We start from the raw sequence: 17016 nt of genomic DNA, 5'->3' as shown, positions 1-17016 counted from the left end.
AAATATATTGATTATATCTGTATTTTGAAATTTAAATACGCTGTTGGTTACTAAATATTGTATTTGTTGTTCTTTTTATCTACTTATTGTTAACCTTTGTCGAAAAGCGAAAGGTTTTTATACTTTAAAAACAGTTATGGGGTTATTAGTTTAGCTGTTGCAACCAAGCAATGGTTAGATTTTGAAGTGATTTTTTCAATATAGTTTTATTTTATATTTTTTTTAAAAGAACCTAGTTTACACTAGGTTCTTTTTCATTTAAAAGTTGTTGTAGTTTTGTTTTTTCTGGTTCAGCTAATTTGGCTACCAATTGCGTATAAAAAATTTTATATTTTGGAGATTTTAGCTGCTCTCGAATAGTATTCTTACAAAATTGAACAAATTGCCATTTATGATGCTGCAAGCCCGAAACCAATCCTTCTAACACATTGGTATCATTCGCATTTAAAAACAGCAAATTAACAATCGCATTTTGACGTACACTGCTTTCGTACTGATTTGTTGTATAAGCCAGTAATTCGTTATAAAATTTAATTTTAGATGCATTTTCGTAACCATCAGTTAACAATGCTAAGGTTAACCAAGTAATACGTAAATTTTTATCCTGAAAACCTTGCCAAGTTTTGGTTTGATTTAAAAGCTTTGTTCTATCGTTTGGAAAGGCCGTCCATAAGTTTTGTAAAACAATTTCTTGGGTGATATATGACGGATCGTTTAAAAACCCTTCATAAAATGCCTTATATCCTTCAGAAACTTTACCTAAGCTACGAACAAATACCTGACGTAATTTTACATCTGTACTTGCTTCGATAATCGGAAAAAAATCAACCAAATCTTCCGGTTTTTCTTTTCCTAATTGATATAAAATTTCTTCTTTACTTGCAAGGCTGTACAAATCCGATTGTAAAGCTTGTAAAAAAAACGCTTTTTTTTCTGCTAGCGGCACATCGTACATATTACCTATTTCTAAATACGTAACAATATTTGGGTTTTGAGTTAAAATAGCAAAGGCATCTTCGGTCGGAAATACATTACTTGCTAACCAACGTTTTTTAAAATCAGTCGTATTATAACCCGATGCTAAAGTTACCTCAGCCAAAAACTGATCTGTAGTTGCCGATTGAAATTGATATTTAGTTAAATAGTTTTTAACCGCCAAATTAAACGCTTTTTCACCTATCTGATTTTTTAAATAATGTAAAGCCCAAGCACCTTTTTGATAAAAAGTTAAAGACGAAGCTTTAGCCGATAAAATAGGTTCTTTATCCCGTTGTTGAGCCAAAATTAATTGTTCGGCCATTTCGTACAATTTAAAATCGAAATAATCTTTTCCAAACAAATCTTGTTCGGCCAACAAAGCATAATATGTAGCAAAACCTTCTTGCAGCCAATGGTGCTCACTGCTGGCAGCGGTAACTAAATTACCAAACCATTGATGCGCCAATTCGTGCGCGTTAACGTTATAATATGTTTTATCGGCAGCACCAATGGCGTCTACCACAAAATCTTGAGAAAAAACAGTTGCGCTAGTATTTTCCATTCCGCCATATAAAAAATCTTGCGCCGGAACTTGCTGATAAACTTCCCACGGATAAGGTACTCCTATTTGTTTTTCTAAAAAATTAAATAGCTGTTGGCTGTGTTTATAGGTTGTACCAAAATGAGCAGCATCTTCTGCTTGCAAATAAAAATGTAACGGAATACCGCTTGCCGAAACCGCTTCTTGCTTTACAAAATCACCAATAGCAAACATCAGTAAATAACTTGACATGGGGTTTTGCATTTGGTAATGCCATGTTTTAATACCATCAACCACAGCTGTACTTTTTAAAATTCCATTAGCAATTACTTGATACGATTCGGGATATGAAATTGAAAGATTAAATACTAATTTTTGGTTTACATCATCAAAACTTGGTACCCAATGTGAGGTATATTTTCCTTGTCCTTGCGTCCAGATCTGATCCTTGGCATCATCTTCAATAAAATAAACTGTTTGTTTAGGTTGTGTTTGGTATTGTATTTGTAAAATATTTCCTTGCTTTTTGTACTTTCCTGCTATTTTAAGTTGTTTGTTGGTATTCCAAAAAGCAACTGGCTTTTCGTTTAAAGTTACTTGAGTAATAGCTAAATTTTGCGCATCTAAATAAATGGTATCTGTTTTTTGTTGCGCATCAAAGGTAAAAGTTACCTCACCTTGCAGCATTTTTTCAGAAAAGTTTGGTGCAATATGAATATGTGCTTGCTTAAAATTTACTCCCTTTCCTTGAGCTGTACTATTTAAGGCACTGAGCGTAAACAGAAAGCATATTACTCGTTTTAACATCATCATTTGGGGGCTATTGTTTTTTTTATTTTCCTAAATTAAAACTTATCTTCGCTATATAAAAGTTTCCTATGGCAAATTTATTAGAAACTCCGATTGAATATTTAAAAGGTGTTGGTCCCAAACGCGGAGAAATTCTTCGTAAGGAACTTAACATACATAACTACGGAGATTTAATAAACTTATATCCGAACCGATATATTGACAGAAGTACGTATTACAAAATTAATCAGCTTAGCCCCAACCTTTCGTCAGAATTGCAGTTGGTGGGTAAATTGGTTCATTTAAAAACGGTAGAACAAAAACGCGGCAAACGTTTGGTTGGAACCTTTGTTGATGGAACAGGAACAATGGAGCTGATTTGGTTTCAGGGTGCCAAATGGATTCAAGAGAACGTAAAGCTTGACGTACCTTACGTTATTTTCGGAAAAATAAACTTTTTTAATGGTGTTTTTTCGATGCCACATCCCGAAATGGAATTGTTAGAAGAGCATCAAGCAAAAGCAATTAATGCGGGCTTACAGGCCATTTATCCGTCTACCGAAAAGCTTAGTGCCAAAGGCATTACCAATAAAGTAATTAACAAGCTTATGCAGCAAGTTATTACCGAAACATATGCCTTGTACAGCGAAACTTTACCACAGCATATTATTGATAAATTGCAACTTTTAGGCAAAAAACAGGCGCTGTTAAACATTCACTTTCCTAAAAATCAGGAATTGCTTGCTAAAGCGCAATTCAGATTGAAGTTTGAAGAACTTTTTTTATTCAACTACAACTTATCACTAAAAACTTAGTAAGCAAACAAAAAATTAAAGGCTATCATTTTGAAAAAGTTGGCGATTATTTTAATAACATGTACGCCAACCATTTACCTTTTGATTTAACCAATGCCCAAAAGCGCGTAATAAAAGAAATTAGAAGCGATATGGCTGGGCATTCGCACATGAATCGTTTGTTGCAAGGCGACGTAGGATCAGGTAAAACCGTAGTTGCTTTAATGAGCATGTTATTGGCATTAGATAACGGATTTCAGGCTTGCTTAATGGCACCAACCGAAATTTTAGCCAATCAGCATTACATAGGTTTATCAGAAATGGCTAAACCTTTAGGAATTAATATTCGAATTTTAACAGGCTCAACCAAAACCAAAGAACGTCGTGAAATTCATGAACAATTGGAATCGGGTGAAATTCAAATTTTACTCGGAACCCATGCTTTGTTAGAAGACAAAGTTAAATTTAAAAACTTGGGCTTAGCTATTATTGACGAACAACACCGATTTGGAGTAGAACAACGCTCTAAACTTTGGGCTAAAAACCAATTGCCGCCGCATATTTTGGTCATGACGGCTACACCAATTCCGCGAACTTTAGCCATGAGCTTGTACGGCGATTTAGATGTTTCTGTAATTGATGAATTACCTCCGGGGCGTAAACCCATTGAAACCATGCATTTTTTTGAAAGCAAACGTTTACAAGTTTGGGGATTTATAAAACGAGAAATTGCCAAAGGCAGACAAGTTTATATTGTTTATCCGTTGATTAAAGAATCTGAAAGTTTAGATTATAAAAATTTAATGGATGGATACGAAGGCATATCGCGCGATTTCCCCCTACCCGATTATACCGTTTCTATTGTTCACGGGCAAATGAAACCTGCTGATAAAGACGAAGAAATGGCTCGTTTTGCAGCCGGGAAAACCAACATAATGATTGCTACAACCGTGATTGAAGTTGGTGTAAACGTACCAAACGCATCAGTTATGATTATTGAAAGTGCCGAACGTTTTGGCTTATCGCAGTTGCATCAGTTACGTGGGCGCGTGGGCCGTGGAGCCGAACAAAGTTATTGCGTTTTAATGACCGGTAATAAATTATCTAACGATTCTAAAGTTAGAATGGAAACCATGGTGCGTACCAATGATGGTTTTGAGCTTTCTGAAGTTGATTTAAAGCTACGTGGCCCAGGCGATATTATGGGAAAACAGCAAAGCGGCGTTTTAAATTTACAAATAGCCGATTTGGTTAAGGATCAAGATATATTGCAATATGCACGTCATTATGCTATTGAAGTACTAAAAGCCGATCCGAATCTTGAAAACCCAGAATATGCTATTACTAAAAAAGTTTTAAATAGCTTAAACGATAAAAAAACAATTTGGAATTATATTAGTTAAAAAAAGCCCCGATTTTATAAAAATCGGGGCTTTTTTTATTCTTCATCTAGATTTTTACCTTGCATCAAAATGGCATAAGCATTTTTATATACAATTTGTTTATCAAGTAAATCAGCAGCGTTTTGTATGGCTGTAAAACCATTTTCTATAACTCCAATTTGTACTTCAACAGGTTTAAATGTAGTTTCATTTTCTTGCACAAAAACATAATCGCGATCAGCAAAACTAATAATAGCATCGGTAGGTACTGCGTACGTTTTATGTTTTGCTAATTCTATTTTGGCAGTAACGTACATTCCTGGTGTTAAATCGGTTTGATTTTGAACGGTACAAATAATTTCGCCATAACCTTCGGGGGTTAATTGCGTATTTATAAAAGCTATCTTTCCTTCTCGTTCTGTTTTATTGTTATTAGTAGAAGCAAAAATGCTTTGATCTACTTTTAAAAAAGGTAAATCGGCTTCGTAAACTTTTAATTGTAACAACAAATCCTTTGCATTTATAATTTTAAACAATGGCGTGTTGCTGGTTATATAAGTTCCGTTTGTAACCATAACCTGATCTATATAACCGGTAAATGGTGCACGAATAGGTAACGAACGCTGTATATTATTTTCATTTAACGTTTGAATATTAATTCCTAAAGCTTGTAGTTTAGAACCTAAGGTTTGAATTAAAATTGCTTGTTGCTTGTACTCAAACTTTGCTTGTTGCAAAACCTTATTACTTGCCGATTGCGTTTTATTTAATTCGGCCTGACGTTCGTAATCAGCCTTAGCAACCTGATGTTTTGCTTTAGCAACTAAATATTGTTCTTGCCAATCTAAAATTTCAAGATTATCTAATTGTGCTACAACTTGCCCTTTGGTTACAAGCATTCCTTCTAGCAATTTAGAATTTTTAAATTGTCCATCAATCAAGCTAGAAACTTCCATTTCGTTTTCGGGTTTCAACTTGGTTATTCCGTTTACAGTAATGGTTTTAGATAATTCTTTTTCTTGCAAGCTAGTTGTTACAATTTCAACTTGTTTTAATTGTTCGGGCGTAAAACGCACAACCTCATCGTGCGTTTGTTCGGTTTCTACTTCAGTTTTAACTTCGGCTTGCTTGTTACATGCAACCAAAGCAAATGCACTAAAAATACTTAGATATAAATAGGTTTTCATATTAATTTGCGTGATAATAGTTATATAAAATAACAGCCGAGTTGTAATCGCGTAGCAGCTGTAAAAAGTTATTTTGTTGTTCTATGTTTTGGTTAACCAACGTAACAAATTCAATATAATTTAGTTCTCCGTGTTTAAATTGATCTGCAATACGTTCAAAAATTACCGCGGTTGGTAACAAGTTAGTTTGGTAATAGGTAATTAACTGCTTTTTTTGTGCAATTGCCTTACTTAACTGCTTGCGATTTTGTTCTACCTCTAATTTTTGCAGGTCATATTCTTGTTGTTTGGCTTGCTGTTCTATTTTTAAAACTTCGGCCTCGTTACGTGCTTTGGTAAACAACGGAATATTTATACCGGCTTGAACCGAATGAAAACGCGTATCACGCGTATAATATCGATCGTCCGGGCCGTTGCCTTTAAAGCTATTGTTAGCATATTCAACATTTAAACTTGGTAACAAACGTGCTTTTTCATTTTTAATTTTTGACTCAGCTACATCCAATTCGGCTTGTTTAATTTGCACTAAAGGATGCGTATCAACAGCTTGATTTTTATCCAAAACCTGCAATTCTGACAAAGGCAATTGGGGTTCTAAAATGTTTTGATGATTTAATAACGTTTGTAAGTTTAGTTGATTTTGATACTGATCAACCTCAATTTGATTCAGTTGGTTGTAGATTGAAAAACGCTGTTGTTGAAAAATCCCTAGTTCAACAGAATTAATATCTCCGTACTTCAACCTATTTTCTTGACGTTGCATAGCTTGTGCATAAATAGAATCACAAAACGTAAGTAATTGCTGTTGTTTATCCGCTATTTCATACGCATAAAACAACAATTCAACTTGCATGTTTAGTACCGCTTTGGTGCTTAATTTATTTGCATTTGCCAATTCGGTTTGTTGTTCTAAAAAATTTCTCTTCTTACTATAAACGGTAGGAAAGTCAAACGTTTGAGAAACGCCAAAACTATTGTCAGCATACGCTCCGTTTAATTGCCCTAAACCTGCATTAACCGTTGTTGGCGATAACGAAAAAATACTTTTTTCAGCTTGTTGCGCTTGTTTAATGGTAAATTCTTGTGTTTTAAGTTGTAAATTATTTTGTTCTATTAACTGTTTAGCTTGCTGTAAAGTAACTTTTTCTTGTGCAAAAATTTGTGATGAGTTACCAATAAATACAAAGGCAAAAAGCAATACAGATAAAGTTTTAGAACTTAACTTTATTTTTTTACTACGACGAGTTTCCATCATATAATACAATAAGGGTAATAAAAATAAGGTTAAAAATGTAGCCGTAAATAAACCACCAATAACTACGGTAGCTAACGGACGTTGTACTTCGGCTCCGGAACCGTTACTTAATGCCATAGGAATAAAACCAAATGATGCCACAAACGCTGTCATTAAAACCGGACGTAAACGCGTTGTTGTTCCTTTAAAAATAAGATGTAACACATTGGTTACGCCGCCTTTTTTAAGGTTATTAAACTCAGATATTAAAACAATACCATTTAATACGGCAATACCAAATAGCGCAATAAAACCAACGCCGGCACTAATACTAAAAGGTAAACCACGGGCAGCCAATAATAAAATACCACCAATGGTTGACAGCGGAATTGCAGTATAAATTAAAACGCTTTCTTTAACCGAATGAAAGGCAAAGAAAAGCAAAAGAAAAATTAAACCTAAAGCAATTGGTACCACAATCGTTAAACGATCTACGGCTTGGTTTAAGTTTTCATAACTTCCGCCATAAGTAATAGAATATCCTGTTGGAATTTTTAAACTTTGTGCCACTTTTGCTTGCAAATCGTTTACTACAGTTTGTACGTCTTTGTTTTTAACGTTAAAACCAACAATAATTCGACGCTTAGCATTTTCGCGCTGAATTTGGTTAGGCCCCATAACAATTTGCACATCGGCAACTTCTGCTAACGGAATTTGATTACCAGATGGTGTACGTATTAATAGCTGTTTTATATCGTCTAAAGTTGCTTTTTTATCTTCTTCTAAACGTACTACCAAATCAAATCGGCGTTCTCCTTCATAATACATCCCTGCTGCTTGACCGGCAAACGCAGTGTTTACCACACGGTTAATTTGCGCTACAGATAAATTATATTTAGCAATTTGATCACGTTGGTACTGAATTACAACCTGAGGTAAGCCCGTAATTGCTTCAACATACAAATCAGTGGCGCCATCAACCTTGTTAATAATATCACCTAATTTAGATGCTGTTAAGGCCAATGTATCTAAATTTTCGCCAAATATTTTTACAACAATATCTTGGCGCGCCCCCGTCATTAATTCGTTAAAACGCATCTGAACTGGATATTGAAAACTTGTGGTGATGCCCGGAACAACCGAAATGGCTTCTGACATTTTTTCTGACAATTCGTCAAAGGTTTTAGCCGATGTCCAAGTTGCTTTGGGTTTTAGATTCACAATCATATCACCAGCATCCATAGGCATCGGATCGGTTGGTACTTCGGCAGAACCAATTTTAGTAACTACTGAATTAACTTCAGGAAATTGTTCTTTTAAAATTTTAGCTGCTTTGTTAGAATATTCTAAGGTAGTTGATAAGTTACTACCGGTTAGCACGCGTGTTTCTACAGCAAAATCACCTTCTTCTAAAGACGGAATAAATACACCACCTAATTGAGACGCAATAAATAATGCAAATACAAATAGCGCTACAATACCAACAACAACTTTTTTACCGTTTCTAAAAACCTTTTTCAGCATTTTAAAATAAACAGCTTCTACCTTTTTCATGATGCGATCCGAAAAGTTTAGTTCTGCTTTGTATTTTTTGCTTAAAACCAATGAGCTCATCATAGGCACATAAGTTAACGATAAAATAAAAGCACCTAATAAAGCAAAGGCAACGGTTTGCGCCATTGGTACAAACATTTTTCCTTCAATACCTTGTAAAGAAAATATAGGTAAGTAAACAATTAGAATAATAATTTGTCCAAAAACTGCCGAATTCATCATGGTTGATGACGAGTTAACTACCTCATCGTTCATTTCGCTTTGAGATAATTGATTACCGTTTTTAAAGAGCTTTTTGGAGTGCAAATGATGCAGCACGCTTTCTACAATAATTACTGCTCCGTCTATAATCAATCCAAAATCTAAAGCACCTAAACTCATTAAATTACCCGAAACGCCAAAAAGATTCATCATACAAATGGCGAATAACATGGCTAACGGAATTACTGAAGCAACCAAAAAACCAGCACGTAAGTTTCCTAAAAAGAAAACCAAAACCAAAAGTACGATTAAAGCACCTTCTAATAAGTTTGTTTCTACCGTTTGAATGGAATTGTTAACCATTTTTGTTCGGTCTAAAAACGGCTCGATTACAACACCTTCGGGCAACATTTTCTGAATTTCTTCTACCCTAGCTTTTACATTTTTTACAATTTTATTGCTGTTTTCGCCTTTCAGCATTAAAACCACGGCACCAGCAACTTCTTTTTCTCCGTTGTAGGACATTGCACCGTAACGAACTGCTTTACCTTCTTGAACCTTAGCAACATCTTTAATGTACAAGGGCAATCCGTTTACATGAGATTTAATAACAATTTGTTCGATATCGGCTAACGAGCCAACCAAACCTTCAGAGCGAATATATAACGTTGTTGGCCCGCTCTATATAAGCACCGCCGGTATTTTCGTTGTTTGCGTTTAAAGCATCAAAAACTTCTTCGATAGAAACATTATGCGCGTTTAGTAAATTAGGATTTACTGCAACTTCAATTTGCTTTAAATCACCACCAAAACTACTTACTTCGGCTACGCCTTTTACGCCTAATAAATTTTGACGAATTACCCAGTCTTGAATGGTTCGTAAATCGGATAAAGAATATTTATTTTCATATCCTTTTTCAGGACGAACCACGTATTGATAAATTTCGCCTAAACCAGTAGAAATAGGTCCAAGTTCAGGAACGCCCACTCCAGCTGGAATTTGATTTTGAACCTGATTTAATCGTTCGGCAACTTGTTGGCGCGCCCAATATAAATCAACATCATCTTCAAAAACAATAGTTACCAATGACAAACCAAAACGAGAAAAACTTCGTAATTGCTTAATACCAGCAATATTATTATTAGCTTGTTCTATAGGAAAGGTAACCAAACGCTCAATATCTGTTGCGCCTAAAGCTGGTGCAACGGTAATAATTTGTACTTGATTGTCCGTAATATCGGGAACGGCATCAATAGAAAGTTGGGTAACTTGATAGCTACCAAATACGATAAGCCCTAAAGTAAATAAGGCAATGATGAGTTTGTTGTTTACACTAAACTCAATTATTTTTTTTAACATGATTTGTAAATTAATGAAACAAAAAATGGGCACAATACCGTGGATATTGCGCTATTAATTCTGCATTCAAAAAATTACATTTTTGGAGGGTTCCAGCACGAAGCTAGATAGGTAGATAAATAGTGAAACTTTTTAAAGCATCTTATTTTATGCGGAACATAAGTTGTTGGAATTTTAACTTCTACTTTCGCAATGTTTGGTAAAGTAACTAAATTAAAAATATAGTAAACCGAAGTAATTATAGATTTAAAAGGGAGTGAATTATCACGATCAGCATCATCATCAACATGGTTTTTATCCCAATAATGATCGGCTAAATAAGTTCTAAAACTAAGCGTTTCTAGCTTATTATGTTCATTAAAATGAGACATAAGATTAGGTACACGCAAAACCTGAATTAGGTCCGTATTGGTAAGTATAAAACTGCTAAGCAAAATATATACCAGCCATTTTTTCATTTAAATTGCCTCATTTTAATGTTATCACAAATATACAATGAAAAAATATAAAAATTACCAACAAAAGTTATGTTTTTATTAAATTAAGACAAAACAATAATTTAATAGCATTAATTAAGATTCTTAATTTTTCTGAAGATGCTTATTTAAAAAGATGAAAGCAAATGATTAGTTAGCAAAACAACACGTACAAATAAATAGCATTTAAATAAAAAAATCCGTGATAAGTTAATTACCTTTGCCTAAATTTTACTTCAAAATACAACTGAATGATTTGTTTTTTATGAACCTATTGTATTCTTTTCGTAAAAAATAATATCTAATAAATCAAATAAATGAAAACCGAAATTTGCTCTTGTCAAGGTTTAGATGCTGCTTGTAAAAAATGCTTTGGCAGTGGATTTGCATCTGTAAATGATGATCATAAAGCTGCGCCTAAAAATACAGCAACAAAAAAAGAAAAGAAAAAACAAAAATTTGAATCTATCGTTCCTAATAACTTGAGCGAATTATCAAAAAGCGAAGTTGATGCCCTTGCAATTAAACTGATTACAAGTTTAGATTTTAAATCGAAAAAACAAACGCAGCTTTTAAATGCAATTCCGTTTAACACAACTACATTTCGCAGAGATTTTGGAGATAAATTTGCGTTATTAGATGCGCTTGAAACTGAAAAACAATTTTTAAGAAGTGAACTTTTACTTATAGATCAGGAAATTCAACAAAAAAAATACAACAGCAAATTTAGATTTAAACATTATTTTTCTGATAAAGATTTAGATGTTACCTCAAACCGACAACTTAAAACTTTACTTAGAGCTTATAAAAAACTTAAAAATAACTAAATGTTTTTATTTATTCCAACCAATCTATTTGCTACAAATAGATCCATTAATAACCCACATACTGAACTTTGTAAACCTAATGCAAATTACTTTACTTTGTTTTACAATTAAATTAAAATGACAAACAAAAAAAAGGCCGTGTTTAATTGGAGCGGTGGTAAAGATTCTGCGCATGCATTGCAAAAAATTTTACAAGAAAATGAATACGAAGTAATTGCCTTGCTAACTACGGTAGAAGCAAGTAATAATGCTTCATCCATTCATGCAATTCCGTTAAACTTACTCCATAAACAAGCCGATTGCATCGGTATTCCGTTATATCCTATTTTGTTAGACAACAAGGTAAAACCTTATGATGAAAGCATGCAAGAAGCTGTCTTACATTTTAAAAACCTTGGCGTTGCGCATTTTATTTTTGGCGATATTTTTTTAGAAGATATTAAAACCTACCGCGAAAGCAAACTAAATCCGTTAGGAATTTCGGTCATTTTTCCGCTTTGGGGTAAAACATCAGAGCAGGTTTTTGCTGATTTTTTACAATCGGGCATTAAAACAAAAGTTATTGTTACGCAGGCCGATAAATTAAACCAATCGTTTATTGGGCGCGATGTCGATTTTAGTTTTTTAGAAGATTTACCCCAAAACATTGATGTTTGTGGTGAATATGGCGAATATCATACCTTTAGTTACGACGGACCGCTTTTTAAAAAACCAGTAGCATTTACTATTGAAAAAACGTTACAAATTACCCATCAATTTAAAATGGATACGGGCAAAATAGAAAGCTTTCATTATTGGCAAGCAAAACTTAGTTAATCCCAAAGTGCTAAAACGGTTTTAAAATTACTTTGTATGTTAAGCTCCGTTTTAAAATCATTTTCAATCCATAAAGCATCGGTTTCTTTCAACTCATATTCTTGTTCGTTTATTACAACAATTCCGGCTTGTAAAGCAAATAAAACAGCAAATTTGTTGGTAACGTTTGTTTGGCAAAAAGGAAAAATTGTAACCTGAGCCGAAATATCTTCGCGAAGCATCAAATTAAAATCATTTCCTAAACTGGTTGATGTTATTGATGCGTTAGAATTAAATGTAAATAGTTCGTGCTTTTTATATTGCTCAGCAACTCCGTTATGCGATATATGCAATTCATTATCTAACATAACCAAAAATCGTTGGTAACCGCTAAATTGAGTAAACGTTGACGGAATGCTTGTTATGGTTGCACAACTTAAACGCACTAAAAAGTTACGCGCAGCATAAGTGCTTGTTGGTGGGTAAATAGCATATTCAAACGTTTCTCCGCCTTGCCAGACCGATGGAATAAGATTTGATTTACGTATATGTGTAACAATCATTTGCAGTTAGCTTTTTTTAAGTAAAACTACGAAATAAGTAAACTTGTTATATGATGCAGAATAAAATATAAAACTAAAAAAAAAGCAACCTCAAAGTTGCTCTTTTTTTTAAATATATCAATATCGCCTTTTCCTTCTCGAATAATTTCTGGTTCATATCCGGTTAAATCAATAATTGTTGATGCAACGTTAGATCCGTATCCACCATCAATCACCATATCCACAATGTTTTGCCATTTTTCAAAAATCAATTCCGGATCAGTTGAATATTCCAAAACCTCATCTTCATCATAAATAGAAGTTGAAACAATAGGGTTACCTAATTTTTGTACAATCATTTGCGCAATGCGATTGTCTGGAACACGAATTCCGACTGTTTTTTTCTTTTTAAATTCTTTAGGTAAATCGTTCCCGCTATTTAAAATAAACGTATATGGCCCAGGTAAAGCACGTTTTAAAATTTTAAAACTACTGGTATCTAATTGTTTTACGTACATAGAAATGTTGCTAATATCACTACAAACAAAAGAGAAATTAGCTTTTTCTAGTTTAATACCTTTTATTTTAGCCACGCGTTCTAAAGCTTTTGTATTGGTAATATCGCATCCTAAACCATAAACGGTATCGGTGGGATAAATAATTAACCCGCCATTTTTTAAAACCTGAACTACTTTATCAATAGCAGCTTCACTAGGTTTATCTTCGTAAATTTTAATAAATTGAGCCATAATACAATTAATCTAACACGGTTAATTTAGCAAAACGTAATAAAAGCTTTTTTATTCCGCCAACTTCAAACTGAATTTCAGCTTTTTTGTCAGCTCCAGCACCTTCAATATTTAAAATTTTACCACGTCCAAAACGTTCGTGATTAATTTTAGCTCCAACAACCAAATGCGAGGTATCTATTTTTTCAGTTACCTTATCAATAGCATTTGTTGGTGGTGTTTTAGATAACAAACGTAACTTTCTAATATCTCGCTCCGATTCTTGTTCCTGATCGGTTACGTACTTTGGCGGTGTGCCAGCCACTGGTTTTGTTGTTCTTAGCTTAGATTTATCTACATCACCAAAAATATCAGGGTTGAATTTAGGTTGATAACGATAATTGGTTTCGGTTGGAGTTAAAAACTCCAAATAACTTTCGTCAATTTCCTGAATAAATCGAGACGGATCTGCATCAACCAATTTACCCCAACGGTAACGCGATTGCGCGTACGTTAAGTACGCCTGATGCTCGGCACGGGTTAGCGCTACGTAAAACAAACGACGTTCTTCTTCCAGCTCAGAACGCGTATTAATGGACATGGCTGATGGAAACAAATCTTCTTCCATTCCTACAATAAAACAGAACGGAAATTCTAAACCTTTGGCTAAGTGAATGGTCATTAATGCCACGCGATCATCATCGCCCGTATCATTATCTAAATCGGTTGCCAGGGCAACATCTTCCATAAATTCACCTAACGATCCGGTTGCGCCATCAATTTCTTTTTGGCCTTCGGTAAAATCTTTAATCCCGTTTAAAAGTTCTTCAATATTTTCTAAACGAGCAATTCCTTCGGGCGTCCCGTCTTTTTTAAATTCTTGAATTAATCCTGTTTTTTTCGTTACATATTCCGCTACATAAAACGCATCTTGATTTTGCGCAATAACTTGGAAATTTTTAATCATGGTAACAAAATCGGCTAACTTGGTGCGTGTATTTGACGCTAGTTTTAAATCGATTTTATCAATATGTTCCATAATTTCGAAAATAGAACGTTTGTAATGATTGGCTGCAACGTTTAATTTTTCTAAAGTTGTATCGCCAATTCCGCGTAGGATAATTAATTACGCGCACCAAAGCTTCTTCATCTTTCGGATTGATGATTAAGCGCAAATAGCTTAAGACATCTTTAATTTCTTTGCGTTGATAAAACGATAATCCGCCGTAAATACGATACGGAATATCGCGTTTACGCAACGCATCTTCCATTGCACGAGATTGTGCGTTGGTACGATATAAAATGGCAAAATCAGAGTTATTACGCTGGTTTTGCATCTTTTCTTCAAAAATAGTTGAGGCAACAAATCGGCCTTCTTCCGAATCGGTTAACGAACGATGTACTTTAATTTTAGGACCAAAATCGTTATCGGTAAAAACATTTTTTTCTAGCTTAATGGTATTTTTTTCTATAATACAATTGGCAGCTTCTACAATGTTTTTGGTAGATCGGTAATTTTGCTCTAAACGGTACATTTGCACATTGTCGTAATCTTTTTGAAAATTTAAAATGTTGTTGATGTTGGCACCACGAAAGGCGTAAATACTTTGTGCATCGTCACCAACCACACAAATGTTCTGAAAACGATCGGATAACGCACGTACAATTAAATATTGCGAATGGTTGGTATCTTGGTACTCATCTACCAAAATATAACGAAAGCGATCTTGATATTTTAATAAAACGTCAGGAAAACGAGTTAACAGTTCGTTAGTTTTAAGTAACAAATCGTCAAAATCCATAGCTCCAGATTTAAAACAACGTTCTACGTAGTTGTTGTAAATTTCGCCCATACGCGGCGTTTTGCCATAGCATCGGCTTCCATTAATTCCGGATTGTTATAATATGCTTTTACCGTAATTAAGCTGTTTTTGTAAGATGAGATACGCCCTAAAATTTGTTTGGGTTTGTATATATCTTTATCTAACTGCATTTCTTTAATAATCTGACCGATTAAGCGTTGCGAATCTTGCGAATCATAAATAGTGAAGTTAGACGGGTACCCCAATTTATCGGCTTCAATACGTAGTATTTTAGCAAAAATAGAGTGAAAAGTTCCCATCCATAAATTTTTAGCTTCGCTGGCTCCTACAATTTGAGAAATACGATTTTTCATTTCGCGTGCTGCCTTATTGGTAAAGGTTAACGCTAAAATATTAAAGGCATCAACCCCTTGGCTCATTAAATAAGCAATTCGGATGGTTAAAACCCTTGTTTTTCCAGATCCGGCACCGGCAATAACAATCATAGGCCCATCTTTTTGTAAAGTTGGAGCTCGTTGTGCGTCGTTCAACTGATCTATATAATGTTGCATTGGTTTACTTTCTTTTTTACAAAATTACAATATTAAAAATTAACAAGCTGTGCCTTTTACTTATCTTTCTAAAGGCAATAATTTAGGTTGAATAAATTGCTCTTGTTTTGTTGTTAAAGGTAATTGCTTACTTGTTTCCCAATAATAATTATAAAATTTTGAGGGTAATTTATTTAATGATTTTTGACGAAACTCATGAAACTTAGAATACGAAGGTTGCGGATAACTAACCGATTGTACATCTAAAAAATTAAGCACTTCAAAATCATGCCTTTCGTTGTTTTTTAAATTTTTACGAACCTTTATTTTTTCAGTTAAAAAGGTTAAATGATACAGGTTTGCTCCTACTGCATAACGGGCATCAAACGCTGTTTGCAACAAACGTTGTTTTTCACGTTTGCGATTTTTGGGTTGCGAATAAGCAATTAAATCTTTCGGAATTTGTCCGGAAAAAGATTTAATTAACATGTGTTTTTCATCGTAAATAATTTCGATGGCAAATAAAGCTTCGACCGTTGTAGGCAGCGGATCTAATTTTATTTTATTTAGTTCCGGGTTTACAGCATCTTGCCAATACGAAATTTGATATTTTTCTAGGTGTTTTTTATTTAAAAAAGATTCTAAGTAAGTAAAATTATACGCATTTTCTAACAGCGTATTTAAATTAAACCCCATAATTTCTTGATCTGACGTTTGTTTTAAAACATTTTCAAAACGATGCTGATTAATAACAATATCTGTTGTAACGCCTTTGCGTTTCGGGTTAATATAATAATTTAAATCGCCATCATTAAAACTGGTTAAAATTGAATCTAACTTAAAAAATTCTAACACATAAGCTTGTAATAAACTGGATTGAGCAATTTTATTTTTAGAATTTTGAATTAAATGCGACAAAACATCGTAAGAACTAAAAGCTGGAACAAAAGGCAAATAAGGTGTTGCAGGTAACGGATCTAAATAAATGATATTAAACGTTTCGGTTAAAACCTCTGTATTTAAATGCACTGTTACAAATTCCGGATGCGAAAGCTCAAGCTGTAAAGCGTTAGGGCTTACTACTCTAAAAACACCAGCTTCATTGGTTTTACCAGCTCGTTTACTTGCAATAGCTAAAATTTGAACGTTAGCAATAGGTAAATCGTTCGTGCTGTTTTTAACCAAAATATAAGTTTCTGAACTCTGGCTTAATCCGATAAAAAAACTAAATAAAAAAAACAGCGTTAAACAATGCTTCATAACTTTTATAAAACT

Annotated in this window: 8 protein-coding genes and 3 pseudogenes; 3 read left to right on the top strand and 8 right to left on the bottom strand. The window is 33.8% G+C overall.

Annotation, left to right across the window (positions count from 1 at the left end; genetic code table 11):
- Window positions 1-232 precede the first annotated feature (232 nt).
- On the bottom strand, window positions 233-2332 hold the full coding sequence (locus K5I29_RS02905; protein ID WP_264434356.1) for a M1 family metallopeptidase: 2100 nt from the start codon (window positions 2330-2332) through the stop codon (window positions 233-235).
- A gap of 65 nt (window positions 2333-2397) precedes the next feature.
- On the opposite strand from K5I29_RS02905, the pseudogene recG reads away from it, so the two are divergent.
- Window positions 2398-4505 (top strand): annotated as a pseudogene (gene recG, locus K5I29_RS02900) (ATP-dependent DNA helicase RecG).
- 35 nt (window positions 4506-4540) lie between these two features.
- On the opposite strand, the gene K5I29_RS02895 reads toward recG, so the two are convergent.
- The 3 genes and pseudogenes from K5I29_RS02895 to K5I29_RS02885 all read right to left on the bottom strand — a co-directional run bounded on the left by K5I29_RS02895 (window position 4541) and on the right by K5I29_RS02885 (window position 10478).
- Window positions 4541-5671, bottom strand: coding sequence for an efflux RND transporter periplasmic adaptor subunit (locus tag K5I29_RS02895; RefSeq protein WP_264434355.1), 1131 nt, complete (start codon window positions 5669-5671; stop codon window positions 4541-4543).
- Window position 5672: 1 nt separating this feature from the next.
- A pseudogene (locus tag K5I29_RS02890) lies at window positions 5673-10020 on the bottom strand (CusA/CzcA family heavy metal efflux RND transporter).
- 74 nt (window positions 10021-10094) lie between these two features.
- Window positions 10095-10478: a hypothetical protein gene (locus K5I29_RS02885; RefSeq protein WP_264434354.1), complete on the bottom strand. Its 384-nt coding sequence runs from the start codon at window positions 10476-10478 to the stop codon at window positions 10095-10097.
- A 335-nt stretch (window positions 10479-10813) separates the two neighbouring features.
- Here K5I29_RS02885 and K5I29_RS02880 point away from each other — a divergent pair, with 335 nt between their 5' ends.
- Both K5I29_RS02880 and K5I29_RS02875 read left to right on the top strand, forming a co-directional pair.
- On the top strand, window positions 10814-11323 hold the full coding sequence (locus K5I29_RS02880; protein ID WP_264434353.1) for a hypothetical protein: 510 nt from the start codon (window positions 10814-10816) through the stop codon (window positions 11321-11323).
- A 117-nt stretch (window positions 11324-11440) separates the two neighbouring features.
- On the top strand, window positions 11441-12139 hold the full coding sequence (locus K5I29_RS02875) for a Dph6-related ATP pyrophosphatase (RefSeq protein WP_264434352.1): 699 nt from the start codon (window positions 11441-11443) through the stop codon (window positions 12137-12139).
- On the opposite strand, the gene K5I29_RS02870 is transcribed toward K5I29_RS02875, so the two are convergent.
- The 4 genes and pseudogenes from K5I29_RS02870 to K5I29_RS02855 all read right to left on the bottom strand — a co-directional run bounded on the left by K5I29_RS02870 (window position 12136) and on the right by K5I29_RS02855 (window position 17001).
- The gene (locus tag K5I29_RS02870; protein WP_264434351.1) at window positions 12136-12681 is read right to left on the bottom strand and encodes a HutD family protein; all 546 of its coding nucleotides are present in this window, start codon (window positions 12679-12681) and stop codon (window positions 12136-12138) included. The genes K5I29_RS02875 and K5I29_RS02870 overlap by 4 nt on opposite strands.
- 26 nt (window positions 12682-12707) lie before the next feature.
- Window positions 12708-13409: an L-threonylcarbamoyladenylate synthase gene (locus tag K5I29_RS02865; protein WP_264434350.1), complete on the bottom strand. Its 702-nt coding sequence runs from the start codon at window positions 13407-13409 to the stop codon at window positions 12708-12710.
- Window positions 13410-13416: 7 nt separating this feature from the next.
- A pseudogene (locus K5I29_RS02860) lies at window positions 13417-15762 on the bottom strand (ATP-dependent helicase).
- Window positions 15763-15822: 60 nt separating this feature from the next.
- Window positions 15823-17001 carry a hypothetical protein gene (locus K5I29_RS02855; protein ID WP_264434349.1) on the bottom strand — a complete coding sequence of 393 codons (1179 nt, stop codon included), beginning with the start codon at window positions 16999-17001 and terminating at the stop codon, window positions 15823-15825.
- Between the last annotated feature and the right edge of the window lie 15 nt (window positions 17002-17016).

The sequence above is a fragment of the Flavobacterium agricola genome (assembly GCF_025919725.1).
Lineage (GTDB): Bacteria > Bacteroidota > Bacteroidia > Flavobacteriales > Flavobacteriaceae > Flavobacterium > Flavobacterium agricola.
Note: the sequence above shows the minus strand (reverse complement) of the source record. Positions and strands in the feature narration are given on the sequence as shown.

Excerpts from the sequence above, each read along its gene's own strand:
- K5I29_RS02905 (WP_264434356.1), bottom strand. The coding sequence starts at position 2,332 with ATGATGATGTTAAAACGAGTAATATGCTTTCTGTTTACGCTCAGTGCC.
- K5I29_RS02895 (WP_264434355.1), bottom strand. The coding sequence starts at position 5,671 with ATGAAAACCTATTTATATCTAAGTATTTTTAGTGCATTTGCTTTGGTT.
- K5I29_RS02885 (WP_264434354.1), bottom strand. The coding sequence starts at position 10,478 with ATGAAAAAATGGCTGGTATATATTTTGCTTAGCAGTTTTATACTTACC.
- K5I29_RS02880 (WP_264434353.1), top strand. The coding sequence starts at position 10,814 with ATGAAAACCGAAATTTGCTCTTGTCAAGGTTTAGATGCTGCTTGTAAA.
- K5I29_RS02875 (WP_264434352.1), top strand. The coding sequence starts at position 11,441 with ATGACAAACAAAAAAAAGGCCGTGTTTAATTGGAGCGGTGGTAAAGAT.
- K5I29_RS02870 (WP_264434351.1), bottom strand. The coding sequence starts at position 12,681 with ATGATTGTTACACATATACGTAAATCAAATCTTATTCCATCGGTCTGG.
- K5I29_RS02865 (WP_264434350.1), bottom strand. The coding sequence starts at position 13,409 with ATGGCTCAATTTATTAAAATTTACGAAGATAAACCTAGTGAAGCTGCT.
- K5I29_RS02855 (WP_264434349.1), bottom strand. The coding sequence starts at position 17,001 with ATGAAGCATTGTTTAACGCTGTTTTTTTTATTTAGTTTTTTTATCGGA.